Source organism: Pseudomonas sp. ARP3, assembly GCF_001029595.1.
In the GTDB taxonomy this organism is placed as follows: Bacteria; Pseudomonadota; Gammaproteobacteria; order Pseudomonadales; family Pseudomonadaceae; genus Aquipseudomonas; species Aquipseudomonas rhodesiae.
In genome coordinates, this window is the sequence record NZ_LEKF01000015.1 from 82,929 (window position 1) to 108,763 (window position 25,835).

General features: G+C 63.5%; 14 protein-coding genes. 3 read left to right on the forward strand and 11 right to left on the reverse strand.

Going from position 1 to position 25,835, the window contains the following annotated elements:
• Positions 1-6: 6 nt before the first annotated feature.
• The 4 genes from ABX75_RS29740 to ABX75_RS17715 form a co-directional block, all read right to left on the reverse strand.
• Positions 7-132 carry a hypothetical protein gene (locus ABX75_RS29740; protein WP_256203866.1) on the reverse strand — a complete coding sequence of 42 codons (126 nt, stop codon included), beginning with the start codon at positions 130-132 and terminating at the stop codon, positions 7-9.
• 160 nt (positions 133-292) lie between these two features.
• Positions 293-472, reverse strand: a complete 180-nt coding sequence (locus tag ABX75_RS17705) for a hypothetical protein (protein WP_034098240.1) — start codon at positions 470-472, stop codon at positions 293-295.
• Between the two features lie 156 nt (positions 473-628).
• The gene (locus ABX75_RS17710; protein ID WP_047882362.1) at positions 629-1,804 is read right to left on the reverse strand and encodes a lactonase family protein; all 1,176 of its coding nucleotides are present in this window, start codon (positions 1,802-1,804) and stop codon (positions 629-631) included.
• The gene (locus ABX75_RS17715) at positions 1,791-2,081 is read right to left on the reverse strand and encodes a DUF5629 family protein (protein WP_034098244.1); all 291 of its coding nucleotides are present in this window, start codon (positions 2,079-2,081) and stop codon (positions 1,791-1,793) included. Before ABX75_RS17715 ends, ABX75_RS17710 begins: the two co-directional genes overlap by 14 nt.
• Before the next feature lie 149 nt (positions 2,082-2,230).
• On the opposite strand from ABX75_RS17715, the gene ABX75_RS17720 reads away from it, so the two are divergent.
• On the forward strand, positions 2,231-6,919 hold the full coding sequence (locus tag ABX75_RS17720) for a hypothetical protein (protein ID WP_047882363.1): 4,689 nt from the start codon (positions 2,231-2,233) through the stop codon (positions 6,917-6,919).
• A 47-nt stretch (positions 6,920-6,966) separates the two neighbouring features.
• Positions 6,967-11,841: a dermonecrotic toxin domain-containing protein gene (locus tag ABX75_RS17725; RefSeq protein WP_047882364.1), complete on the forward strand. Its 4,875-nt coding sequence runs from the start codon at positions 6,967-6,969 to the stop codon at positions 11,839-11,841.
• Positions 11,842-11,860: 19 nt separating this feature from the next.
• On the opposite strand, the gene ABX75_RS17730 is transcribed toward ABX75_RS17725, so the two are convergent.
• Both ABX75_RS17730 and ABX75_RS17735 read right to left on the reverse strand, forming a co-directional pair.
• Positions 11,861-14,236: an RND family transporter gene (locus tag ABX75_RS17730; RefSeq protein WP_034098248.1), complete on the reverse strand. Its 2,376-nt coding sequence runs from the start codon at positions 14,234-14,236 to the stop codon at positions 11,861-11,863.
• A gap of 15 nt (positions 14,237-14,251) precedes the next feature.
• On the reverse strand, positions 14,252-15,292 hold the full coding sequence (locus ABX75_RS17735; RefSeq protein ID WP_177329693.1) for a YCF48-related protein: 1,041 nt from the start codon (positions 15,290-15,292) through the stop codon (positions 14,252-14,254).
• A 308-nt stretch (positions 15,293-15,600) separates the two neighbouring features.
• On the opposite strand from ABX75_RS17735, the gene ABX75_RS17740 reads away from it, so the two are divergent.
• The gene (locus ABX75_RS17740) at positions 15,601-16,716 is read left to right on the forward strand and encodes a Gfo/Idh/MocA family protein (RefSeq protein WP_047882365.1); all 1,116 of its coding nucleotides are present in this window, start codon (positions 15,601-15,603) and stop codon (positions 16,714-16,716) included.
• A gap of 1,108 nt (positions 16,717-17,824) precedes the next feature.
• On the opposite strand, the gene ABX75_RS17745 is transcribed toward ABX75_RS17740, so the two are convergent.
• From ABX75_RS17745 to ABX75_RS17765, 5 genes are all read right to left on the reverse strand, one after another.
• Entirely contained in the window at positions 17,825-19,528 is a 1,704-nt protein-coding gene (locus ABX75_RS17745) for an AMP-binding protein (protein WP_034098254.1), read from the reverse strand.
• 31 nt (positions 19,529-19,559) lie between these two features.
• Positions 19,560-20,858, reverse strand: coding sequence for an acetyl-CoA C-acetyltransferase (locus tag ABX75_RS17750; RefSeq protein WP_034098256.1), 1,299 nt, complete (start codon positions 20,856-20,858; stop codon positions 19,560-19,562).
• Positions 20,855-21,745: a MaoC/PaaZ C-terminal domain-containing protein gene (locus ABX75_RS17755; protein WP_047882366.1), complete on the reverse strand. Its 891-nt coding sequence runs from the start codon at positions 21,743-21,745 to the stop codon at positions 20,855-20,857. The genes ABX75_RS17750 and ABX75_RS17755 overlap by 4 nt, the downstream gene beginning before the upstream one ends.
• 4 nt (positions 21,746-21,749) lie before the next feature.
• Positions 21,750-23,093 carry a 3-oxoacyl-ACP reductase gene (locus ABX75_RS17760; RefSeq protein ID WP_047882367.1) on the reverse strand — a complete coding sequence of 448 codons (1,344 nt, stop codon included), beginning with the start codon at positions 23,091-23,093 and terminating at the stop codon, positions 21,750-21,752.
• 150 nt (positions 23,094-23,243) lie between these two features.
• A complete protein-coding gene (locus ABX75_RS17765) occupies positions 23,244-25,769 on the reverse strand; it encodes an acyl-CoA dehydrogenase (RefSeq protein ID WP_034098262.1) in 2,526 nt (841 codons plus the stop codon).
• Positions 25,770-25,835: the final 66 nt, after the last annotated feature.

Genomic DNA, 25,835 nt, shown 5'->3' on the forward strand with positions numbered 1-25,835 from the left:
AGCGCGTTAGCCCTGGGCCAAATTCAACAATCGCTCATGAGCCACTTCCGGCTCGCCTTCCAGGGGCTGCACGGAGGACAGGATCGGGGCGGAATACAGAAACAGGATTGCTGCAGCGAGTCGAAGGGCCATGCTGTCGTTTCCAGGAATGGGCGCGTCAAAAGTTGAGCGTCAAATTTAAACACATGGCAATGTGATATTACAGCGGCTTTTTTCACCCCAGGCAAAAACGCCAAACCACTCGAACGCCGATCGACGTTCCAGTGGTTTGGCGTCTGCTGCTGTGCAGGGCTCAGTGTTGAGTTTTGTGATCCAGCGCGGCATAGAAGTTGGCGCTTTGTTGCAGGTATTTCTGAGTGTAGGCACTGGTGCTGGACTTGCGACCGGCGACTTCCACGCTGGCGGCCGCCGGCAAGGCTACGGTGGCGGAAACAGCGGAAGCGGCGATGATGGAGAACAGGTTCAAATTCATGTCGGTAACCCTTGTGTACGGTTGGTTGAGTGGCCGGTGAAGGCCTTGGAACCAAACTTACGCCCGAGGGTTAAACCTTAGAAATGCTTTGAAACAGTAGCCGCTATTAATGCAATTAATACAAAAGCTCAGGCCCCGGCGTACGGGGCCTGTGGCTTATTGACGCACCAGGAATTTGAGATCGCTGGGTGCATCGATCGGCAATTTCTGCACGGTTTTACCCAGCAGGCCGGTCTTGGGGTCGCGCTCGGCCACCACGATTTCATTGCTTTTCTGGTTGGCGATCAGCAGGAACTTACCGCTCGGGTCCAGGCTGAATTCGCGCGGATGGTCACCTTCCACGCTGCGGCGTTGCAGCTCGGTGAGGTGCGCGGTGACAGGGTCCACGCCAAACACGATGATCTGGTTGGCGGTGCCGCGGTTGCTCACGTACAGGAACTTGCCGTCACTGGAAGCATGCAGCGCCGCGCCGGCCTTGTCGGACACCGGTTGCCCGGCGGCGAAGTCGACCAGTTGGGTTTGCGTGAGTTTGCCGTCGGCGTAATCGAACACCGCGACCTGAGCGCTCATCTCGGTGGTCAGCCAGGCGTGCTTGCCATCGGCGCTGAACAGCAAATGGCGCGGGCCGCTGCCCGGCGGCAATGCCACCGAGGCCGGGTCGGCCGGGGTCAGGGGCAGTTCATGGTTGGCCTTGGGGTCGTAGCGGTAGACAAAAATCTTGTCCGCCCCCAGGTCATTGGCGAACACGTACTTCCCGTCCGGCGACGACACCACCGCGTGCACATGGTTGGAGGCCTGGCGCTGCGGGTTGACCCGACTGGCCGGGTGCCCGCTCAACTGCACCGGTGCGGATAACTTGCCAGTGGCGTCCACCGGCAGGATCGCCAGGCTGCCGCCTGGGTCTTCCAGTACGGAATAGTTGGCGACGAACAGGTGACGACCGTCTGCGGCGACGCTGGAGTGGGTCGGCTCGTTGCCCAGGCTCTGCACTTGGTTGATCAGTGTGAGCTGGTGATTTTTCGGGTCGATGGCGTAGCTGCTCACGCGCCCCACCGCGTCCTTCTGGCCGGGGCCATTTTCATTGACCACAAACAGCCGCTTCTGGTCCTTGGACACCGTCAGCCACGACGGGTTAGCGGCCTTGGCCGCCAGCACAGGTTTGCCCTGGAACTGCCCGGTGCGGCTGTCGAATTGCAGGCGGTAAATGCCTTCGCTGGAGCCGGCGGTGTAGCTGCCCACCAACAGTTCATAGGTGTCTGTCGGCGCGGCCTGCGCCGACATGGCACCGACACTGCCGGCCATTAGCAGCGGCCAGAATTTACGCATCATCATGCTCGTCTTCCTCGTCATTATTGTTGCCGGTGAAGGCGCTCATGCACACCAGGCGGTGTTCGCCCGAATCACCGGTGAGGGTCCAGCTTTGCAAGGCGTCGTCAAAGGTTGCCGCCTGCACCTGCATCAGGCTGAACGACCAGCGCTTTTCGGCGCGGCCGTCCATGCAGGTAATGCGCAGGCCTTTGTCGTCGGAAGTGAAATCAAAGGCATGCAAGCCATCGATTTCGAGCATGTCAGCGTTGTTAAGTTCAGCGGGCAGGCCGGTAGCAGTCATCGGGATCAGTCATCAGGAAGAAAGGCGCTGATGATAGGCCAATCCACCCTCGCCTGGCGCGCTTTGTGCGCTTGCGGTAACCGGTTATGCCTGGTCTGCGCGACGGCTTTGTCATGCTCGGCACCTTCTCATAACGCGATGGAATGCCAATGCCCGACTCAACCCCCGTCCACCCCGCCCCCCTGCTGCCGGGGGTGACCAACACCGCGGCGCAGGCGGTCGCCGCTCACTTTGCCGGGCTGCCGGACGTGGCCCACGTGGTCAGCCAACTGCTCAGCGATGCCATTGCCCAGCGCTACCCTGCCCTGGCCCTCGACCTCTCAGCGACGCGCCTGGCCACGCCCAACGGCAAGCAGTGGGTATTCCGCCCGCTGCTCTCTGTGGTGCAGGACTACCTGGGCGGCACCGCCAACCTGGATTTCAGCGACATCGGCAACCTGAGTTTCTACCTCACCACCAGCCCGCCGCGTCGGCTGACACTGCCGCAAGACGGCAAATCGCGGCTGGACATGCAAGTCATCGAGGGCCTGATCAAAGAACTGGCGGACACGGTTCCCGTGGGTTTGCAGAACGCGCTGAACGATTACTGGCGCGACCACACCGGCAACGGCCAATGGCGCTGGATGGCCCGCCTGCTCCAGGACACGCTGCATATCGCCGCCCTGCGCCGGACCGACCTGGCGGAACCGGCCCGACAAACCCTCGACCAACTGACCGCCACCCCGGACCGTGAGCAACGCATGAGCCGCCACGGCGCCCAGGCGGTATTGGTCTATTGCCTGGAAACCACCCTGCGCAGCGCCGAGCGCCGTGTCACGGTGCTCGACCCACACCTGGTGCTGACCCGCCCCACCAATGGCACTGCGACGGTATTGCTGTGCAGCCCCGGCGGCACTATCGAAGCGTTCCCGTCCATGGATGCGTTGACCCAGGCCTGGGGGCAACGCATGGCGTCCGGTTATCACCTCGACGAAGTGCTGATCCAACGCTACGAACCGGACGGCGATATATTCGACCATCAAGCCGCGCTCATCCTCAATCAACAGTTGGAACAACTTGGCGCACTGCGACTGCCGGCCAACGGCGGGTTCGCCGCGCTACAGGCGCACTGTCGCGGGCTTGTCGACCCGACGGCGTACTTTCTCGACGCGCCCAGCGTGCCCACGGATCTATTGGCCACGCTGCGCACCCATTTGCCCAGCGGCCTCAAGGACGCCGACAGCAGCGCCCAGGCCGCCTACCGCCGCTACAGCCTGGCCCTGGCCAGTGCCAAGCGGCGTGGCGGCGGCCGCACCTTTCTGAGCGGCATCCCGGATATTCACGCCTTCACCGTCGCCAGCCTGCTGCGCGAGCTGCAAGCCGACGCGGTGCGCCTTGAAGGCGTGGCACAGGCCGACGTAGCGGCACTGGACCCCGACCAACTGGAACTGACCTTTGCCATTTCCGCCGGTTTCCCCGGCACCGTCGGCATCACCCAGCACGAACGCATGAGCCTCACCGACCTGGCGATCAATAACCTGAGCGCACGCCCCAGCGGCGAGATGCGCATCGCCCATCGCGCCGGCCTGACAGTCCCGGGTTGGCTGACCGCCGACTACCTCACCGGCTCGAACGGCCTGATCGAACGCGTCGACATCGGCCTGCATTACCCACGATTGCTGGAGGACCAATTGCTGGGCCCCAGTGAAGAAACCCGTCGACGCGAAACACTGTTCGCCGACCAGCTCACCGCGCAACTGCCGCTGCTGGCCCTGGAGCAGAGCCTGCGCGGCGCCAACGGCATGACCCGCGACGGCGCCCGGCGTGTGGCGGCGCTCATGGCCCTGACGGTGGCCGATCAGCAGGCCGTGGTCATTCGCCACTTGGCACTGTTGCGTCATCCGGCGGCCAGCCCCGACGTGGTGACCAACATGTACCTGATCGAAGCCCAGGACATTGCCAGTGGTCCCCATATCCTCTATCGCCCGCTTTACCCCCAAGCCTTGCTGGAATTCCCCAGCCGCGCAGCGCTGTTGGAGGCCATCGCCAGCCCGGGTGAGGTGCAGAACAGCGTATTGCTGTGGATGAGCGATAGCGCGCGCCCGGTGTATGCCAACGGCGGTTTTCGTCAGCCCCATTACCTGCGTTTCGGCCAGGGCGATGAATTCAGCCCCCTGCGCACGCCTGGGCCGGCCACCCTGTCGGAGGACGGGCTGAACGATGAACTGCATCAATGCCTGATCACCGGTCGTCTGATGCAGTACCTGTACAGCAGCAACGCCCGCGCGTTGGTCGCCCAGGCCGACCGCGAATCGGTGTCCAACCACGAAAGCCGCTGGAAACTGCTGCTCGAAGGTGGCGGATTGTTGTTCGGTGGGGTGCTGTACCCGTTGTTACGCGGCCCGCTGTTGCTCACCACCTGGCTGGGCAATCTCTACAACAGCCTTAAACAAGACATTCAGGGCCTGAACGCCATGGATGCGCAAACGCGGGAATTGGCCAGTGTCGACCTGTTGCTGAACCTGGGCCTGTCGTTGTTCGAAGGCCCGCCGTTGCCCGCTGGCGCCACTGCCCCAGCACGGAGCCGGCGCCCGCCCCTGGCATTGCCGCGCCAGCTCGCCGAGCGTTGGCCGGCCCCGCCCGCGCCGCGTATCCATCAAGGCAGCGTCGGGTTGCCCGGTGTATTGCCAGGCACCGACAAAGCGCTGTTGGACTTCCGTTTCGCTCAATCCCACTGGCGCCTGACCGCCAGTCAGCGCGCACGCCTGAACAGTTACAGCACCACGCCGCCGCCCGATGTGCCCGAGCCGGTGGCGAGCGGGCCGCACAAAGGCTTGTACCGCATCGACAACCAGTGGTACGCCCAATTGGACGGCCAGTGGTTTCGGGTGTGGATGGAAGCGAATACTGGCGACGTACTGATCGTCGACCCCGTCGACAGCGACCGCCGAGGCCCGCCCTTGCGCAATGATCGACAGGGGAACTGGAGCGTGGATACGCGCCTGCGTCTGCGCGGCGGTATGCCGTCCAACCGCATCGCCGCACGGCGTCAGCTCAATGCCAAGCGCGTCGAGACCTTGAGCAGCGAGTACCGCCACTTTCTGGGTCAGCAAACCCAGCAGCAAAAGCGCGTGGACGTGGCCCAGGCCGTCATGGAGAAGACCCAGGACGACCCACGCTTCACACCGGCACAGCGCGCCGAAAAACGTCGGCAATTTGAAAACGCGCTGCTGACCCAGACCCAGGCATACCAACAGATTCTCGACAGCGTGCAGGAACGACGGGAGCTGAGTATCCCGCTGTCGACGCAAACCGTCGCAGCCCTGATGGAAAACATGGTCAACAACGGGCGCAAACTGGTGGTCATCGCCGAAACCGATCGCCAAGCGCTGTACACGGCCAATGCACCGTTCACGCGCCTGGGCGCGGCGTTGAAACAGGCGGTGCTGGCCAACCGCGCCGGCCACGAGCAATTTATCAAGGACCTGCTGGCGATCAACGAGCGCTCGATCCAGTGGCTGAAAGTCAAGGACCGTTACCTCGCCCAACTGCACGAATTGGGCGGCCTGGGCCTAGACGCCTTTACCCGCCTGACCCAGGACCGCCCCGACGAAATCAGTGTGCTGGCGATCCAGGCCTTGCAGATTCGCACCCTGCGCTGGCTGGCGACGCGAGGGTTCGACTCGGTGCGGCTCGACAGGCTCGACACCCTCATAGCGCCGCTGGTCGAGCAGGTGCGAACCCACAGCGAACTCAACGCCCTGGAGCTACCCGCCAGTGAGCGCATCAGCGTGCTGGAAAGCCTGGTGGAACACTACGGACGCGCTCTGGACGCTCTGCAAGGTTTGAACATCGTCGATGTGGAAGGCCTGGAGCAAAGCTATTCGGCGCCCTTGTTCATGCTGATCGAGGAGCTGTATCAAGACGTCAACCTGCAACTGGCCAACGCCATTCAGCCAAGCGATCCCAACCCCGTGCGTACGCCAAAGCGCCAGCCGACGGCGCCGGGCAAACCGCAGAAAAAAGTCATCCGCACGCGGCGCAAAGGCACCCTGATCGGCGACTTGAAGCCAGCCGGCAGCAGCCTGCCGATCGAAGTGGTGGAGGTGCGTTCGGAAGAGAGCAACCAATTGCTAAGCCTGTACTCCCAGGACGGCGATGAATGGGTCGAGTTCAAAGAACCCCTCGCACCGCCGCCACCCGCCCCCTCCCGTGGCTTGAGCCTGGTCAAGGGTGAAGCCCGCAAATTGCTGGCCATGCTCGACGCCCATCTGCAACGTGCGCAGCGCTACCGCAGCGTCTGCCGTCATCCTGAGGAAGTGCAGGAAATCCTGCATTACGAGGGTACGCGCTACGACAGGTTGGCCACCGAACTAGACCGCACGATCCAGGCCCTGCCCCTGGCCGAACGCCTGGCCGCCGACCTGGCGCTGGCCACCCAGCTGCGCGAGGCCGGCATGCGCCTGACCCGCCAGGGCGATGCCCTGCGCCTGCAATTGAGCCTGGAATTGCCCCCCACCCACGGCAACCTGGAATACCTGCTCGCGCAGAAACAAGTGGCCATCGCGCGCTACAGCGAGCGTGTGCCACTGAGCGGCGAGCGGCGCGATTTTATCCAGGAATACGCCGTCACCGACCTCAATGGCGCACCGCTGTGGTACGCGCACTTTCATTACCCCAAACACGATACGCCCAAGGCCGACTACAGCGTCGCGCACCTGAAAACCAAAGCCCAGCAGAAGCAAAGCTACTACTCGCTGCTGGCCAAAACGCAAAACCCTCAGGCGGTGGTGAACGTACACCGCGGCTTGATCGGCAAGGCCCTGGCCGAGCGTTGGTTTCTGCCGCTGGCGCCGTAAGCATCGCCCTCCCATCAAGAATCAAGAATCAAGAAAGGACTCCCCCCATGCCCAGCCCCGATCACCTGATCCTCGCGCACGCCGTACAGGCGCGCTTCCAGGCGCGGCCGACCCTGCGCTCGGCCACCGCGCAGCGACTGAGCGACAGCCTCAAAGAACTCAGCCCGCCCCTGACCCGGCCACTGTCCGAGCTATACCTGGCCCACCCACGCGACGGTGGCGGCCGCGCCTTGCCCTCTGTGCTGCAAATGGCCCTGACCTACCTGGCCAACGGCACCCTGCCCGACCTCGCCACCCGCGCCGGACTCGACGCCTACCTGAGCGATGCCAGCGGCAACCGCTTGACCGAACCCGCCGTCCCCCTGAACGACCTGCAACGCATCATCCGCGAGCTGCCAACCCTGCTGCCGGCGACATTGCAAGCCGCGCTAAGCAGCTTCTGGGATGAGGTCGACAGCGCCGGCATCAGCCACTGGCAATGGCTTGGCGAAGTGCTGCACAGCCTGTTTCGCCAGTGTGCGATCAGCCAATCGACCAGCGACCACGAGCAGCTCCAGGCCCTCACCGCCCTGGCGCGCCACCCGGCACGCGAAGCGCGCCGCCAGCAAACCGCCCCGGACAACAGGGTGTATGCCTATACCCTGGAAGCCCTGTTGGTACGCGGCCAGACCCGGCTGACCCTGCAATGCAGCGAGCTGTTGATCGTCAGCGGCGAACGCGTCTGGCTGTATAGCCTGCCCGGCACCGTGGAAGCCTTCGCCAGTTTGCAAGCCTTCGGGCAGGCGTGGGGCGAGCGCCTGGAGGCGCGCTACCTCGCCGACCGGATCACCTGGCGCCAGTACGAGCCCGACGGCGACATCTTCGAGCTACAAGCCGCGCTGCTGCTCAACCGGCAATTGGACGATCTGGCGGCGTTGCGCCTGCCCGCCCATAGCACGTTGGCCGATTTGGAAAGCCAAGTGGCCGCCCTCACCGACCTGGCGCCTGGCTTTATCAGCGCGCCAACCACGCCGGCGCAGCCCCTCGACGCCATTGACGGCGCACTGCCCGCCTGGCTGAAAAACGCCTCGGCCAGCGAGCGCTTCAGCTATCGCCAATGCCTGCTGGAGCAGGCCAGCCTGCGTCGCCTCAACGACGGTGCGGGCTACCTGGACGGCATCGACGATATCCGCCGCTTTGCCGCCCGCCGCCTGAACCCGCAACTGTGCCAGGCGCGCAATGCGGCGCTCGAGCGCCAGGACCGCTGCACCGACGAGTCCGCGCTGGCCTATCGCGCCGAAGACCTGCAACTGACCTTTGCGGTGTCCGTCGGCACTCTGCAAAGCGGCTATGTGCAACCGGTGACCCTGAGCCTGGTGGACCTGGCGCTGAAAAACCTCTGCGGCAAACCCAGCGGCAGCGTCACCCTGCATCACCGCTCCGGGCGGCCCATCGAAGCCTGGCTGACGCCGGACTACCTGATGCGCCTAGTGCAACAGGTGGACATCGGCCGCACCTACCCCGCTTACCTGCGCGAACAATTGCTGGCGCCCAATGCGCAGGCGCAGCGACGTCAGCAGTTGTTTATCCAGCAGCATCCGGTGCGGCTCAAACTGCAAGCCCTGGAAGCCTTGATCAAGGGTGAGGCCGGGCTGACCCGGCGCGGCGTGCACTATGTGTGTGCGGTACTGGGCGCAAGCCGTGCGCAGCGTTGGGTGCAAGGCACGGAAATCATCATGCGCCCGCTGGCCTTCAAGCGGAAAGCCGACGCCCAGGCCGACACGGTCCCCAACATGTTCATCATCGAAGCGCGCAACGGCCAGGAAGGTCCGCACCTGCTCTACCGTCCGGCCTATCAGCCGGCGCTGTTGGAGTTCCCCAGCCGCGCACAGTTACTGAGCGCCATCACGCGTCCCGGCCCGCTGCAAGACAGTGTGCTGACCTGGCTGCCCGACAGCGCGCGGGCGATCTACAGCAATGGCGGCTTTCTGGAGCCCCATATCATCCGTTTCTACCAGGGCTCGGAGTTCGACGTATTGCCCAGTCGTCCGAGCCCGGCGACCCTCGCCGAGGCCGACGACGAGAGCGCGGATGAAATGCGCCTGTTCCTCAACAATAATCGGCTGCTGGAATACCTGTTCGGCGCCGAAGCGCGGCAATTGGTGGAACTGGCCGAGCGCGAGTCCACCTCCAACAGCGAAAGCCGCTGGGCGCTGCTGCTCGAAGGCGTGCAACTGGGCTTCAACACCCTGCTGGTGGTAGCCCGGGGACCATTGGCCGTGGTGGGCTGGATGCTGCAAATGATGCAGGGCCTCAGGCAAGACCTGCCGAACCTGCAAAGCGCCGATCCGGTGGCGCGGGAATTGGCCTGGGTCGATCTGTTGCTCAACATCGCCATGGTGCTGATGCACCAGGCCCAGGCGGGCGATATGCCGATTGAGGCGACACGGCACTCACAAACACAGGCCCGCCTGCCCCTGCGTCGGCCCCTGAGCCAACCGCTGCGCATCCGCCAGGCAGATATTCGCCGCGGCACGGTGGGCCTGCCTGCCGAGCCGCCCGGAGGTGGGCGCACCCTGCTGGACTTCGACCGCTCCCTGGCCAGCGACAGCGCCGCCGGGCGTCTGTTGGACAAGCTGCTGAGCGTGCACAAACCCTGGCCGCAACCCACCCCGAAAGCCATGGACAGTGGCGCGCTTAAGGGCTTGTTCAACATCGACGGACGCTGGCACGCCTCGGTCGCCGGGCTGTTGTTTGAAGTGTCGGTAGTGCCGGGCTTTGGCGAGGTGTACATCATCCATCCCGAGAAGCCCGAGCACCCCGGCATCAAGCTCAAGACCGACGGTCAGGGCCACTGGCGCCTGGATCGCGGACTCAAACTCGAAGGGGGCGGGCCCAAGCGCATCGCGGCGTTGCGTGAGGAAAGCCGACGCCGCAAAGAGGCGCTGGTGGAACGCCTGCAAACCTTAAGCGCCGATATCCCACCGCTGATGCGCCCATTGGAGCAGGCGCTGGACAGCCTGGCCGACGCCGGCAAACGCCTGGCCGACCAGAGCCGTGTGCTGAAGCTGACCTGGAACCTGCTGGACAAAGCCAGCGAGCAGCAAAAACCCGCGCTGCGGCAACGCCATGGGCTGGAGGTGCAACGCCACAGCACGCTGCGCGCGCAGTTCGAGATTCTGCTGGAGCGCCTGAGCGAACGGCTGGACGAGAGCGTCCGCCTGCGCCAAGAACTGGTGAGCGTCGGGCAACAGTTGGAACATGTTGGCGGTGCCGGCGTGCACGTGCAAGACCGCGCCAAAGTGCTCGAAACCCTGTGGAACCAGCAGTTTTCCCTGCATCACTACCAGCGCAACTGGGCCAATGCCTTGCTGTTTTCCGACCGCGGCGAACCCATGGCCCAGGTCGAACGGCGCATGGTGGTCGAGCGCGCCTTCGGTAACCTGAACGCCTATTACGAACACGTCGCCCGCAGCATCGACATGGCCGATGCGCTCGATCGGCTGGCCGCCACCGCCACCGCGCTGGAGGACACCCTGGAACGTTTGGAGCACGACTCCGCCGCCGGGCGCGCAATCCGTCAGAAGCTGCTGGCACTGATCATCGAGCCGCAGAATTTCTTCGGTGAGAACATGCGCCTGCGTGCGCTGTCGTCGCTGGCGAGCGTGGTCATCGTCGATACGGGTGAACACTTGCCGCCCCAGGAGGCCCTGTATGTGGAGCGCCTGGACCGCCTCGATATCCACCAGGCCGTGCAATCGCACATCAGCGTGCGCAGCAGCGAAGGCTTCGCCCTGGACGATCAACGCAACCTGTATGAAAGCCTGCTGGACAGCTACCGCAGCTACGCCAACGGCGTGCAGGCGCTGAAGGCCATCAACCCCGCGCGCTTGAACGCCAGCATCGTCGAGCGGTTTGTCCAGCGTCTGGATCATGCGCAGACCCTGGCCCAGACCGAGCTGGAAAACGTCGTTCGCGCCCAGGAAGCCCTGGCCGTGAGCGTGTCGCTGGCGAAAACCCTGCGCAGCAAGCCCGCCACAAGCCGTGTGTTCAAAACCCGCAAGCGTCACTACCGGGTCGGCGAGGTGACGCGCGGCACTCGACAGCAGGAACAGCTGACCATCACCGACAGCTTTACCGGCAGCCCCATCAGCACCTTCGAGGCTACGTCCGACGGCTGGGCCCAGGTGCTTGAAACCCCTGAGGCGCCGGCTGTAATCACCCCACCCAAGCCGTCCTTCGCCACCCTGCGCGAAGAAGGCCGTGGGCTGATCCGTCAACGCGCGGCGATTGAGCGCACCATCGAGGCCCAGCAGCTCAAGCTCGACGACCCACGCACTCGACAATCCATCGACCCGGCGGACTGGGACCATTGGCTCGACACCCAGGCGCGCCAACTCGATGGGGTGGCCGACGCGCTGGCTGGGGAGCATGCCAACCAAACCAGCGCCATGGACCTGGCCGAGGAGTTTCGCAACCATGCACGGGATATGCGCCGTACAGCGGAGCAACGCTGCAGCGCGGCGTATAAAAAACAATGGCCGAGCCTGGACGGCATCGATTACCTATGGCGCCACCAACAGATCGATATCAACTTGACCAGCCTGGCCGACCCGCAGCGGCCCACCTTGAGCGGGGATTTTTTCACGGAGTACGCGGTGTATGACAAGGCCCAGAAACCGCCGCAAGTGTTGTGGTACGCGCACTTTCACTACGCCACCGCCACCGCACCGGCAGCCGAATACACCCGTGCGCACCTGAAACTGCCCGAACAGCGCAAGTACACGCAAAAAGACTTGTTGAAGGCTCCAGTACAAGCGCGCTTGCTTGAACATAGCGAGCCGGGGGCGGTGCCGCTGCGCAGCATTTTGTATGTGCGCATCACCCCGCCGCTCGACCGCTTGTTCCTGGCCATCGCACCGCCTGCGGCGACCCGTGCCTGAAGCACGGGCCGCGCACCGGTCAGTGGGCGAACAGTGAGTTGCCCTTCTGGCCGGCCAGTTTTTCCGGTTTGATCAGAAAGCGTGCCAGGGCCGGCAGCAGCCACAGCGCACCGAACATGTTCCACAGCAGCATAAAGGTGAGCATCAGGCCCATGTCGGCCTGGAACTTGATGGCCGAGAAGATCCAGGTACACACGCCGATCGCCAGGCACAGGCCGGTGAAGAGCACGGCTTTACCGGTGGACTTGAGGGTCTGGTAATAGGCTTCCTGCAACGGCAACCCCGCACGCAGGAAGCTTTCGAGGCGGCTATAGATGTAGATGCCGTAGTCCACGCCGATCCCCACTCCCAGGGCGACCACCGGCAAGGTCGCCACTTTGACGCCGATGCCCATGAACGCCATCAGCGCGTTGCCCAGCACCGACGTCAGCACCAGCGGCAGCACGATGCACAGGGTCGCGGCCCAGGAACGGAAGGTGATCATGCACATGGTGGCCACGCACAGGTACACCAGGATCAGGATGGTCAGCTCCGACTCCTTGATCACCTCGTTGGTCGCCGCCTCGATCCCCGCGTTACCGGCGGCCAGGATAAATTCCAGGCCGTCCCGGTTATTTTCCTTGGCGAATTCCTGCACCGCATGCACTGCGCGGTCGAGGGTTTCAGCCTTGTGGTCGTTGAGGAACACCAGCACCGGCGCCAGGGAGCAATTGTTGTTGTACAGGCCGTCGGCGCGGGCGATGGAGTTATTCAGCACATCGGGGTTGCGCGACAGGGTTTCCCATTTCAGGTTGCCCTCGTTCATGCCCTTGATCATCTGCTTGGACACGGTCACCAGCGAGATCGCCGACTGCACGCCCTCGGTGTTCTGCATCTTCCACATCAACTGATCGATAGGCGCCATGGCTTCATAACGCGAACAGCCTTCGGCCTTGGTCTTGACCATCACTACCAGCACGTCGGAGCTGGTGGAGTAGTTGCTGATGATGAAGTTGTTGTCTTTGTTGTAGCGCGAATCCGGGCGCAGCTCCGGCGCGCCTTGATCCAGGTCGCCGATCTTGAGGTTCTGGCTGTACCAGAGGCCGCCACCAAAGGCGACCAACGCCAGGGCGATGGAGATCGGTGCGACTTTCGGGCTGGCAAAATTCGACAGCAGGCGCCAGAACGGATGTTCGCGGTTCGCGTCTTTCTTGCTCTTGGCAATGGCGCGCCGGCTGATGCCGACATAGGAGATCGCCACCGGCAGCAGGATCAGGTTGGTGAACACGATCACCGCCACGCCGATGGACGCGCCGATGGCCAGTTCGCGGATCACACCGATGTCGATGATCAGCAGGGTGATGAAGCCCACTGCGTCGGCGAGGATCGCGATCATGCCCGGCAGGAACAACTGCCGGAACGTGCGGCGCGCCGCGGTCAGCGCGTTATCGGCCTCGCTGGATTGCAGGGCGATACCGTTGATCTTCTGCACGCCGTGGGAAATACCGATGGCGAAGATCAGGAACGGCACCAGCATCGAATACGGGTCCAGCCCGAAGCCGAAAAAGTGCATCAGCCCCAGTTGCCAGATCACCGCCACCAGGGTGGTGCTCAACACCGCGATGGTGCTGCGCAGGCAATTGGTGAACCACAGCAATAGCACCAGGGTGATGACGAACGCGATGCCGAAGAACATCACCACCATCACCAGGCCGTCGATCAGGTCGCCGACCTTCTTGGCAAAGCCGACGATATGGATCTTGACGTTAGGGTTCTGCGCTTCGAACTTGTCGCGGATCTTATCTTCGAGTTCGTGGGAGAACTTGCGGTAGTCCAGGGCGAGCAATTTGCCCTGGTCCTGCGGGTCCGGGTACGACTCCAACAACGGGATATCGACGATGCTCGATTTGAAATCGTTGGACACCAGACGCCCGACCTGACCGGACTTGAGCACGTTGTTGCGCAGTTGGTCGAGGCTTTGCGGCGAGCCGTTGTAGCTCTGCGGGATCACCTCACCACCGGCGAAGCCTTCTTCGGTCACTTCGGTCCAGCGTACGCTGGGGCTCCACAGCGACTTGAGACCCGAGCGGTCGACGCCAGAGATATAGAACACCTCGTCGTTGATCTGCCGCAGAGTCTCCATGTACTCCTTAGTGAAAATGTCACCGTCCTTGGCTTCCACCGAGATACGCACCGTGTTGCCCAGGTTGGCCAGGTCGTTGCGGTGCTCCATCATCTTTTCGATGAAGGGGTGCTTGAGGGGGATCATTTTTTCGAAGCTGGTGGACGGGCGAATCAACGTCGCTTGCCAGAACAGGAACGCACTCACCAATAGGCAGATCACGATCACCGCCGGGCGATTGTTAAAAATCAGGCGCTCAAGAAAGGTCGCTTTATCGTTGTGATGACTGCTCATGCTTTCTCTGCCTTCTTATTGTTTTTCGAGTTCAGCGCCGGTTGGCTGGGCGACGCGCACACCGCCCTGCCCGGCCAGAATCAGGTTGCCATTGCCGGCCGCGGTCACCGCCGAGAGGGAAATGCGGTCCGGACGGTTGAAAACGCTGAAGGTCTGACCGTCGTCGTGGCTGACCACCACGCTGCCACCGTTGCCCACCACCACCAACGAGCCATCTTCGAGCAAAGTGGCGCCCGATAAACCGAACTCCAGGGCACCGCGCGCGGCCTTGAGTTCGACCTGTTCCCAGGTGCTGCCGAAATCCGTGGAGCGGTAAAGATTGCCGCGCAAGCCATAGGCCAACAGCGTTTGCGGCTGGGCGGTGCCGATCACACCAAATAGCGAACCCTCGTAGGGGCCTTCGAGTTTTTCCCAGGTCTGGCCGTCGTCGCTGGAACGAAACATGCTGCCCTGCTCGCCGACGATAAACAGCCCGGCGTCCTTGATGGCGGCAATGGCGTTGAGGTGAAACTGGTCTTCGTTGTCGAGGCGGTCGCTGACATCTTCCCAGGTGTTGCCGCCGTCGTTGGTTTCCAGCAACGCACCGTAGGCGCCGACGGCCAAGCCGTGGCTGGCGTCCTTGAACCACACGTCGAGTAACGGCGCTTCGCGCTTGAGGTCTTGATACTGCTGGGTCCAAGTGGCGCCGCCGTCAGTGCTGGCGAGGATCTGCGCATCGTGGCCCACGGCCCAGCCGTGTTTGTCATCGACGAAAAACACGGCGGTGAGCAATTGCCGGGTGGGGACTTTGGCCTGGGCCCAGGTGGCGCCCTGGTCATCGGAATAGAGGATATGCCCGCGATCACCGACCGCCACCAGGCGTTTGCCGGCGTGGACCACGTCGATCATCAGGCCTTTGGCGGCCTTGGGGGATTCAATCGCAAACACCGCAGCGGCGGGGGTATCGCTGGCGGCCTGGACCGCAGTCGGCCATGCAACGGCGCCAAACAGCGAGAGCGCTGTGGCCAGCAACGCAACTCTGCGTGCGGCGCGTGGGCGGCAGACAACCCAACCCATGACAGGCTCACTCATAGACCTTTCTCCCATTTATTATTGTTAGGTCTTGCCATCCCGGGCTCTGAAACCTGCAATCTAGAGCGCCTGGAGGAAGCTGGCGCCATCCTATCGGGCTTTCGAATCGTCTGACAATCGGTGCTACGTTATGTTTTGTTAACTGGCGGCGTTTGGCCATGCGGTGAATATAGCCGCATTCGTCAGGCTGATTGTGGCGTGCATGCTGAATTTTTATTCCATCTATTGAATTTTGGGAATTTTTATTCCATTAATAGCCTTCCTCACAACAATAATCCAAAGGAACAAAGGCTATGCGCGAACTCGGAATCGGCTTGATCGGCACAGGCTTTATGGGCCGTGCCCACGCCCTGGCGTTCAATAACGCCCGGGCGGTATTCGAATTGCCGGTGCACCTCAAGCTCGCCGCCCTGGCCGATGCCGACACCGAACGCGCCCAGCGCTGCGCGCGCGCCTGGGGTTTTGCCCGGGCCCACGGCGATTGGCAGGCGCTGATCGACGACCCCGCCGTCGACGTGGTGGCCATCACCACCCCCAACCACCTGCATTACCCCATGGCCATGGCGGCGATTGCCGCCGGTAAGGCGGTGTACTGCGAAAAACCTCTGGCCGTCAGCCTTGAACAGGCCGACGCCATGCGCCGGGCGGCGAGCACTGCCGGGGTGGTGACGCGGGTCGGTTACAACTATCAGCACAACCCCATGATCGGCCTGGCGCGGCAGATGATTGCCAACGGCGAGCTGGGCGAGATCATCAGTTTCCAGGGTGAATTCAGCGAAGACTTTATGGCCGACCCGCAGTCGCCGTGGTCATGGCGCTGCGAAGTCGAACATGCCGGCGGCGCCCTGGCGGACCTGGGCAGCCACTTATTGTCGATGGCGCGTTATCTGGTGGGCGATGTCGTCAGCGTGTGCGCCGACACCCAGACCGTCCACAGCCAACGCCCTGCGGTCAGCGGCAGCGCCGAACGCAAGGCCATCGCGGTGGACGATCAGGTACATGCCCTGCTGCGCTTCGCCAATGGCGCGCGCGGCACAGTGAGCAGCAGTTGGCTCAAACACGGTTATAAGAACCACCTGAGTTTTGAGATCAGCGGCACACAGGGCACATTGGCGTTCGATCAGGAACGTTTGAATGAACTGCGCCTGTACCGCGTCGGCCAGGACGGTTTCCAGCGCCTGCTGGCCGGCCCCGCCCTGCCCGGTTACGCGGCCTTCAGCCCGGCGGCGGGGCATCAACTGGGCTACAACGAATTGAAAACCCTGGAAGTGCAGGAACTGATCATGGCGGTGGCCGGCCAGGGCGCGGACGGCACTGACTTTGAAGCGGCGTGGGCCGTGGAGCGGCTGGCGACCGCGATTCGCCTGGCGGCCCGCGAGGAACGCTGGGTCAACGTGAGCGCGGTCTGACACTCCACGCAAATCCTAAAGGCTGACAAGTAATTCTGTGGTGAGCCGGCTTGCCCTGCGCTGGTCCGCGAACCGGCCCCACATCCAGGCACCTCGGCGTGTCAGCTGAAACCACATCGCCTGGAATGGCTATCAAAGATGGGAGGGGGCTTGCCCCCGATAGCGGTGCATCAGCTAAAAAATACACAGGCTGACACTCCGCCATCGGGGGCAAGCCCCCTCCCACCTTTAGATCAGCTGCATACATTTACATTGGCGAGCAGGCTTGCCCTGCGCTGGGCTGCGAAGCGGCCCCACACCCAGGCACCTCGGAGTGTCAGCTGAAACCGCATCGCCTGGAATGGCTATTAAAGGTGGGAGGGGGCTTGCCCCCGATAGCGGTGCATCAGCTAAAAAACCACAGGCTGACACTCCGCCATCGGGGGCAAGCCCCCTCCCACCTTTAGATCAGCTGCATACATTTACATTGGCGAGCAGGCTTGCCCTGCGCTGGGCTGCGAAGCGGCCCCACATCCAGGCACCTCGGCGTGCCAGCTGAAACCACATCGCCTGGAATGGCTATCAAAGGTGCGAGGGGGCTTGCCCCCGATAGCGGTGCATCAGCTAAAAAACCACAGGCTGACACTCCACCATCGGGGGCAAGCCCCCTCCCACCTTTAGATCAGCTGCATACATTTACATTGGCGAGCAGGCTTGCCCTGCGCTGGGCTGCGAAGCGGCACCACACCCAGGCACCTCGGCGTGTCAGCTGAAACCGCATCGCCTGGAATGGCTATCAAAGGTGGGAGGGGACTTGCCCTCGATAGCGGTGCATCAGTTAAACATCCACAGGCTGACACTCCGCCATCGGGGGCAAGCCCCCTCCCACCTTTAGATCAGCTGCATACATGTACATCAGTGAGCAGGCTTGCCCTGCGCTGGGCCGCGAAGCGGCCCCACACCCAGGCACCTCGGAGTGTCAGCTGAAACCGCATCGCCTGGAATGGCTATCAAAGGTGGGAGGGGGCTTGCCCCCGATAGCGGTGCATCAGCTAAAAAACCACAGGCTGACACTCCACCATCGGGGGCAAGCCCCCTCCCACCTTTAGATCAGTTGCATACATTGACATCAGCGCAAGGCGCGGCGCAGGACCTTGCCCACGGTGGTCTTGGGCAGTTCGGTGGTGCGGAATTCCACGTAACGCGGCACTTTGTAGCCGGTCAGGTATTCCCGGCAGTGGGCAAGGATTTGCTCCTGGGTCAGGCTCGGATCTTTGCGCACCACGACAATCTTGACCTTCTCTCCGGTCACGCCGTCTTCCACGCCAATCGCCGCCACTTCGGCCACGCCGGGGTGCAGGGCCACCACGTCTTCGATTTCGTTGGGGTACACGTTGAAGCCCGAGACCAGGATCATGTCTTTTTTACGATCCACCAGGCGGATATAGCCGCGCTCGTCCATCACGCCGATATCGCCGGTGGCCAGCCAGCCCTCGGCATCCAGCACTTCGGCGGTTTCCTTGGGGCGCTTCCAGTAGCCCTGCATCACCTGTGGGCCGCGTACTTGCAGCTCACCCTGTTCGCCGATATCGGCGACTTCGCCGTCCTCGCGCATAAAACGCACCCAGGTGGAAGGCAAGGGCACGCCGATGCTGCCGGTGAATTCCATCTCGCGCATGCGCGAAATATCGATGGGGCTGATGCTCACTACCGGCGAACACTCGGTCAGGCCGTAGCCTTCGATGATCGGCAGCCCGGTGACTTCCTTCCAGCGCTTGGCGACTGCGGTGTGCGTGGCCATGCCGCCGGCGATGACCATGCGCAGATCGGAGAAGTCCCGCGCGCAGAATTCCGGGTTCTCCAGCAACCCGTTGAACAGCGTGTTGACCCCGGCAATGCCGTTGAAGCGCTCCTTGCGCAGGATCATCTGCACTCGCTTCACGTCCCGTGGGTTGGCGATCAGGATATTGCGCCCGCCCAGGCACATAAACATCAGGCAGTTCACCGTCAGGGAAAAGATGTGGTACAGCGGCAGCAAGGTCACGTTGGTTTCCTGCTTGTCCTGATCCAACTGGTCCCCGACCCACGCCTTGGCCTGCAACAGGTTGGCGATGATGTTGCGATGGCTGAGCATCACGCCCTTGGCATCCCCCGTGGTGCCGCCGGTGTATTGCAGAAACGCCAGATCATCCAGTTGCATGACCACCGGCTGCGGGTAAAGCGCCCGGCCCTGTTTCAACGCTTGATTGAAGCGCACCGAGCCGCGCAGGTTGAAGGCCGGAACCTGCTTTTGCACGGAGCGCAGGATGAAGTTCATCGCCGCGCCCTTGAAGGTGCCCAGCAGGTCGCCGATGGCGGCGATTACCACGCGTTTGACGCTGCTGCCTTCGATGACTTTTTCCAGGGTGTGGGCGAAGTTTTCGAAGATCACCACGGTTTCGGCGCCGCTGTCCTTGAGCAAATGTTTGAGCTCATGGGCGGTGTACAACGGGTTGACGTTGACCACCACCGCCCCCGCCAGGATGGTGCCGAGCAAACAGATCGGGTACTGCAAGCAATTGGGCATCATCAGCGCCACGCGGTCGCCGCGCTGCACGCCCTGTTCCTGCAGCCAGGCAGCGAACGCAAAGCCTTGTACCTGCCAGTCGGCGTAGGTCATTTCGGTGCCGATGCTGACGTAGGCGACACGCTCACGGAATTTTTCCAGGTGTTCCAGGAACACCTCACGCAGCGACGGGTAGTCTTCGATGCCGGCGTCGATATCCGCCGGAACGCCGGGCAGATAAGCGTCCAACCAGATGCGTTCGCGTTGTTCCAGGCTGATAGCGTTCATGGCAGTCTCCTTGTTGTTGTTTTTGACAGCGCTATTTTTCGACGATGGCGGTAATGCCCAGCCCGCCGGCGGCGCAGATTGAAATCAGGCCACGACCGCCACCGCGTTCATGGATCGCCTTGGCCAGCGCCGCCAACTGCCGGCCGCCGGTAGCAGCAAACGGGTGACCGCAGCCGAGGGAGCCGCCGTTGACATTCATCTTGGCCCGCTCGATTGCTCCCAGCGGTGCCGCCAAGCCTAGCCGCTCGCGGCAGTAGTCGGGGTCTTCCCAGGCTTTGAGCGTACACAGCACCTGGGCGGCGAACGCTTCGTGGATCTCGAAGAAATCGAAGTCGGCAAAGCTCAAGCCTTCACGTTGCAACATGCGCGGCACCGCGTAGGCCGGCGCCATCAGCAAGCCTTCACTGCCGTCGACAAAATTCACCGCCGCCGTCTCGCCGGTGCGCAGGTAGGCCAGCACCGGCCAACCGTGCTCGGCCGCCCAGGCTTCGCTGGCCAGCAGCACCACCGAGGCGCCATCGGTGAGCGGCGTGGAATTGCCGGCGGTAAGCGTGCCGTTCTGGCGGTCATAGGCGGGGGACAAGCCGGCGAGTTTTTCCAGGCTGGCGTCGGCACGCAGGTTGTTATCCCGGGCCAGGCCACGATGGGGGCTGATCAGGTCGTCGAAGAAACCGCGCTGGTACGCCGCTGCCAGGCGCTGGTGACTGGTAAGGGTCAGTTCGTCCTGGGCCAGGCGTTTGATCTGCCAGCGCTTGGCCATTTCTTCGCAGTGCTCGCCCATAGACAGGCCGGTGCGCGGCTCACCGTTGCGCGGCAGCAGCGGCTTGAAGAACATCGATGGGCGCACCTTGAGCAGCGTCTTGAGCTTGTCGCCCAAGCCCTTGGCGCGGTTGGCCGCCAGCAAGGTGTGACGCAGGGACTCGTTGATGCCGATGGGTGCGTCGGAGGTGGTGTCGGCGCCCCCGGCGACACCCACTTCGATCTGGCCAAGGGCGATTTTATTGGCCACCAGCAACGCCGCTTCCAGCCCCGTGCCGCAGGCTTGCTGCACATCGTAGGCCGGGGTTTCGGGCGACAACGTGGTAGACAGCAACGACTCGCGCGCCAGGTTGAAATCCCGCGAATGCTTGATCACCGCACCGGCGGCGAACTCGCCCAGGCGCTGGCCGTGCAGGTTGTAGCGGTCTACCAGGCCCTGCAGCGCCGCCACCAGCAAATCCTGGTTGCTGTCGTGGGCGTACACGGTGTTGGAACGGGCGAACGGAATACGATTGCCGCCGATGATCGCCACGCGACGGGTCGGCGCCGGGTTAAAACTGTAGTGACTCATTGAAGGTTCTCATTGATGGACAGCAGACCGCGCAGATGGGGCTTGTCGCCCGCACCGTTGCGCACTTCGAAGGCGCGACGCGGGCCGCTGGCGGGTAAGTTCCACAGCGCAACCTGGCCGGGCAACAGGATCGGCAACTTGAATTCGCACTGCACCTCGGCGCGCTCCAGGCCACCCGGCGGTTGCTGGGCGGCGAGCGCGCGGCCCAAGGTCCACATGCCGTGGGCGATGGCGCGGCGAAAACCGAACAGTCTGGCGCCGATCACCGAGGTGTGGATCGGGTTGAAGTCCCCGGAGACTTTGGCAAACCGTCGCCCCAGGTCGGCCGGCAACAGCCACTTCTGAGTGCGTACCAAACTGTCTGAAGGCAGCGCCAGCGCTTCGTCCCAAGGCGCGCCGACCGGATCGGCCACGCCCCGGCGCAGATACAGACTGTCGCCCTCCCACACCAGTGCGCCAGCGCTATAGGCACGGGTGGCGATGCTCAGCGCCTGGCCCTTGGGGTGCGCGACCCAGCGTTCGGCATACACTTCCAGCCGCAACGCCTGGCCTTCCTGCAAGCGCTGATGCTGCCGGATACGGTTGGCCAAGTGCACCATGCCACTGGCCGGGTACGGAAAACTGGGGCGGGTCAACAGCATCAAGTGCAAAGGAAAGGCCAGCACATGGGGATAGGTCAACGGCACGCCCTGCTCACGGCGAAAACCGCAGGCGCGGCCATACGCGGCGATACCCTCAGCCGACAGCTCCACCGCCGGGCGTACCAGGCGCGCCTTGGGCAGCTGCGGCGCGCCGTCGAGCTTGGGTTTGCGCAGTGCGCGCACACCATCCAGCAGCAGTCGCGTGCGTGACGGTGGTGGGTCGATGATCTGCGTCAGGTCGTCCATGGCTTCAGGCTCCCAACAAGCTTTGGCCGCACACGCGCACCACTTGGCCGTTAACCCCGCCCGACGCCGGATGGGCCAGCCAGGCAATGGTTTCGGCCACGTCGATCGGCTGCCCGCCCTGGGACAGCGAATTCATGCGCCGCCCCGCTTCGCGGATCATCAACGGGATGCGGGCAGTCATCTGCGTCTCGATAAAGCCCGGCGCCACGGCATTGACCGTAACCTGCTGGGTCGCCGCCCGTGGCGCCAGCCCTTGCACCAGGCCGATCACCCCGGCCTTGGAAGTGGCGTAGTTGCTTTGCCCGAGGTTACCGGCGATGCCGGAAATCGACGACACGCACACAATGCGCCCGCCGGCATTCAGGCCCTGGCCGTCCAGCAACGCAGTGCTCAGGCACAGCGGCGCTTGCAGGTTGACCGCCAGCACGCTGTGCCACGCCGCTTCGCTCATCTTGGCGATGGTTTTATCGCGGGTGATCCCGGCGTTATGCACCACCACATCGAAGGCGCCGTACTGGCTGACATGGGCCTGCAACGATGAGGCGGCGTCGGGCGCGGTGATATCCAGCGGCAATGCCGAACCGTTCACTGAGTCGGCGGCCTGTTGCAACGCAGCCTGGGCCTGGGGCACGTCCACGCACACCACGTGCGCGCCGTCGCGGGCCAGTACCTGAGCGATCGCCAGGCCGATGCCACGGGACGCGCCGGTGACCAACGCACGGCGGCCGGCGAAGGGCTTATCCCAATTGACCGTGACGTAACCGTCCACCGGAGCTTCCACGCGCACTACCTGCCCCGACACATAGGCCGAACGGCGTGACAGGAAAAACCGCAGGCTGCTGTCCAGCGCGTCTTCAGCCCCCGGCGCTACGTACAGCAACTGCACGGTGATGGCCCGGCGCAGTTCCTTGGCCAGGGACCGCACCAGACCTTCGAGGGCGCGCTGGGCGACGGCTTGGGGCAGGTCCGCGCAGTGCTCCGGCGCCGTGCCGAGCACCACCACCCGCGCGTGCTGGCCGAGGCGTTTGGCGTTGCAGTGGAAGAACGCGTACAGCTCGTCGAGTTGTTCCAGGTTGGCCACGCCGCTGGCATCGAACACCGCGCCCTGCACCTTGACCGTGGAGGGCGCCTTGAGCGTCGCCGCAGTGGCGGCCACCGTGTCGGTGGCGCTGAAGATCCGTTGCACCTGGGCCGTCAGGCGCCCTGCCCCGGCGACGATCACTGGATTGACCAGGCCCTGCTGGCCACTGCGATGGCGCAGCAGCGGCAAGGGCTGGGGCAAGCCCACCACCTGGGCCAGGCGACGGCCCCAGGGGGAATTGACGAAGGTTAGGTAGCTGTCACTCATATCAGCAATCACTCTCAACACATTCTGACCGTGTAAACCCGATCCAATGCGGGAAGGGCTTGCTCCCGATAGCGATCTAGCCGTCACCGGCTCATTGGCTGAACCACCGCTATCGGGGGCGAGCCCCCTCCTACATTGACCGGGGTTTTCTTAGTTGACCGAGGCGTTTTCGCCCTGGGCCGTACGACGCTTGGCGACCGGTTCCAGCGCCTGCTTGCGTTGCTGCAACGCCTCCAACAATCCGAAGTCCTGAGGGAAGTCATCCACCTGGATGCCGTGATCGGCGTATTCCACGTAGCGGGCGAGCAAGGTGTCTTCGTCGTCGCTGATCAAGTCCAGGGCCCGGGCCTTGATGCGCCAGGCGGTAAACGCAGTGGTCGATACCGGCAGCGGTTCGAGCAGGCCCTGCTTGATCGCCGGCTTGAGGCGCGCTTCGATCAGCTCGACCTGGGGCAGCAAACGGAAACCCAGTTCGCCGTAGGCCAGCTTGTCGATTTCCGGGCGCGGGATGTAGGAATCGGCCAGCAAGCGGTCGCGGGTGGCGCCGGGGGTCTGCACCGCATCGGCGACGTCGGCTAACAGGCGGTCCGACGGTTTGCGCAAGGGAAGACCGAAGGGAAAACTCAAGGCCCGCACCACACGCGCGGCGGTTTTGGAGGGGTAATTGTCGAGCACTTCGGCCAGGGCTTCATGGGCGCGCAGCAACGCGTCCTGGGCCGACCAATGCACCAGCGGCAGGTCCGCCTGGGGCCGGCCATCGTCCTCAAAGCGTTTAAGCACGCAGGACAAGATGTACAGCTGCGACAGCACATCCCCCAGGCGCCCGGTCAGGCTTTCCTTGCGTTTGAGCGCACCGCCCAGCACGCCCATGGAGATATCCGAGATCAACGCCAACACCACCGACAGCCGATTGGCCTGGCGGTAGTAGGACGCCAGCGCCGGTTCGGTCTTGGCCGGTGCGGCAATCAGCTTGCCACCGGTCAGTGCATGCACCGCCGCGCGTACGGTATTGGCCAGCACAAAACTCACGTGGCCGAACATGGCGCTGTCGAAGGCTTCCAGGGCCTGGCGCCGGTCCGGGTTGCGCGCCGCTTCCATCTCGCGGAACACATAGGGATGGCAACGGATCAGGCCCTGGCCAAAGATAATCAGGCAGCGCGTCATGATGTTCGCGCCTTCCACGGTGATGGCGATGGGGCTTTGCTGATAGGCGCGGGCCAGGAAGTTATTGGGGCCCATGCAGATGCCCTTGCCGGCGACGATGTCCATGCCGTCGTTGACGATCATCCGCGCCCGCTCGGTAACGTGGTACTTGGCGATGGCCGAGATCACCGAGGGTTTCTCACCAGCATCCAGGGACGCCACCGAGACTTTGCGCACCGCGTCGCAGGCATACAAATGCCCGGCCATGCGCGCCAGCGGCGCCTGCACCCCTTCGAACTTGCCGATGGGCAGGCCGAACTGTTTACGCATGGCGGCGTAGGCCGTCGTGCCCCGTACCGCCACCTTGCCCAGGCCGACGTTGGCCGACGGCAGGGAAATCGCGCGGCCGGCGGCCAGGCATTCCATCAACATGCGCCAGCCATTGCCAACCTGCTCGCGGCCGCCGATCACCCAATCCAGTGGGATAAATACGTCTTTGCCGGTGGTCGGGCCGTTCTGGAACACCGCGTTAAGCGGCCAGTGCCGCCGGCCGCTGTTGACGCCGGGGTGGGCGGTGGGAATCAACGCACAGGTGATGCCCAGGGAGCCGGCCGCGCCGAGCAGGCCGTCCGGGTCTTCGGCGCGGAATGCCAAGCCCAGCACCGTGGCGATCGGGCCGAGGGTGATGTAGCGCTTGTCCCAGGTTACGCGAAAGCCCAACACTTCCTGCCCTTCATGCACGCCTTTGCAGACGATGCCCACATCGGGAATCGCCCCGGCATCGGAGCCGGCATAGGGGCTGGTCAGGGCGAAGCACGGGATGTCTTCGCCACGGGCCAGGCGCGGCAGGTAGTAATTGCGCTGCGCCTCGGTGCCGTAATGCAGCAGCAGTTCGGCCGGGCCCAGGGAGTTGGGCACCATCACCGAAATCGCCGCCGCCGAGCAACGGGTGGACAACTTCATCACCACTTGGGAATGGGCGTAATGGGAGAAGCCTTTGCCGCCGTATTGCTTGGGAATGATCATGCCGAGAAACCCGGCGCTCTTGGTGTACTGCCAGCCTTCGGGCGACATGTCCTGCCAGACCTGGGTGGTTTCCCAATCGTTGGCGATGTCGCACAGGGTTTCCACTTCGTTATCGAGAAACGCCTGTTCCTCGGCACTCAGGCTGGCCGGAGCGGCCTGTAACAGCCGCTGCCAGTTGGGCTTGCCGCTGAATAGTTCGGCGTCCCACCACACCGTGCCGGACTCGATGGCTGCGCGCTCGGTATCAGACATGGCCGGCATGATCGTACGAAACAGGCCGAGGGCTTTGCTGGTCAACAACGCGCGGCGCAGGGGCTTGATCGTCATCAGCAGCGCAGGCGCCACCACCAGCAGCGCGGCGACCGTGACGCCAACACCGGCAACCACGGAGAACAGGTAACCGAATGCCAGCCACACCAGGCTGCCCCCCAACCACTGGGCCGCCGCCGCTTGTCGATACGCCAGGGCAAGCGCCGCTACGAAACCCGCCAATAACCAGATAACCATGGGATACCTCTACTCGATTCAGGGCACGACAGCTACGCAGCTCGCTAAAACGCGACAGCGGCGTAA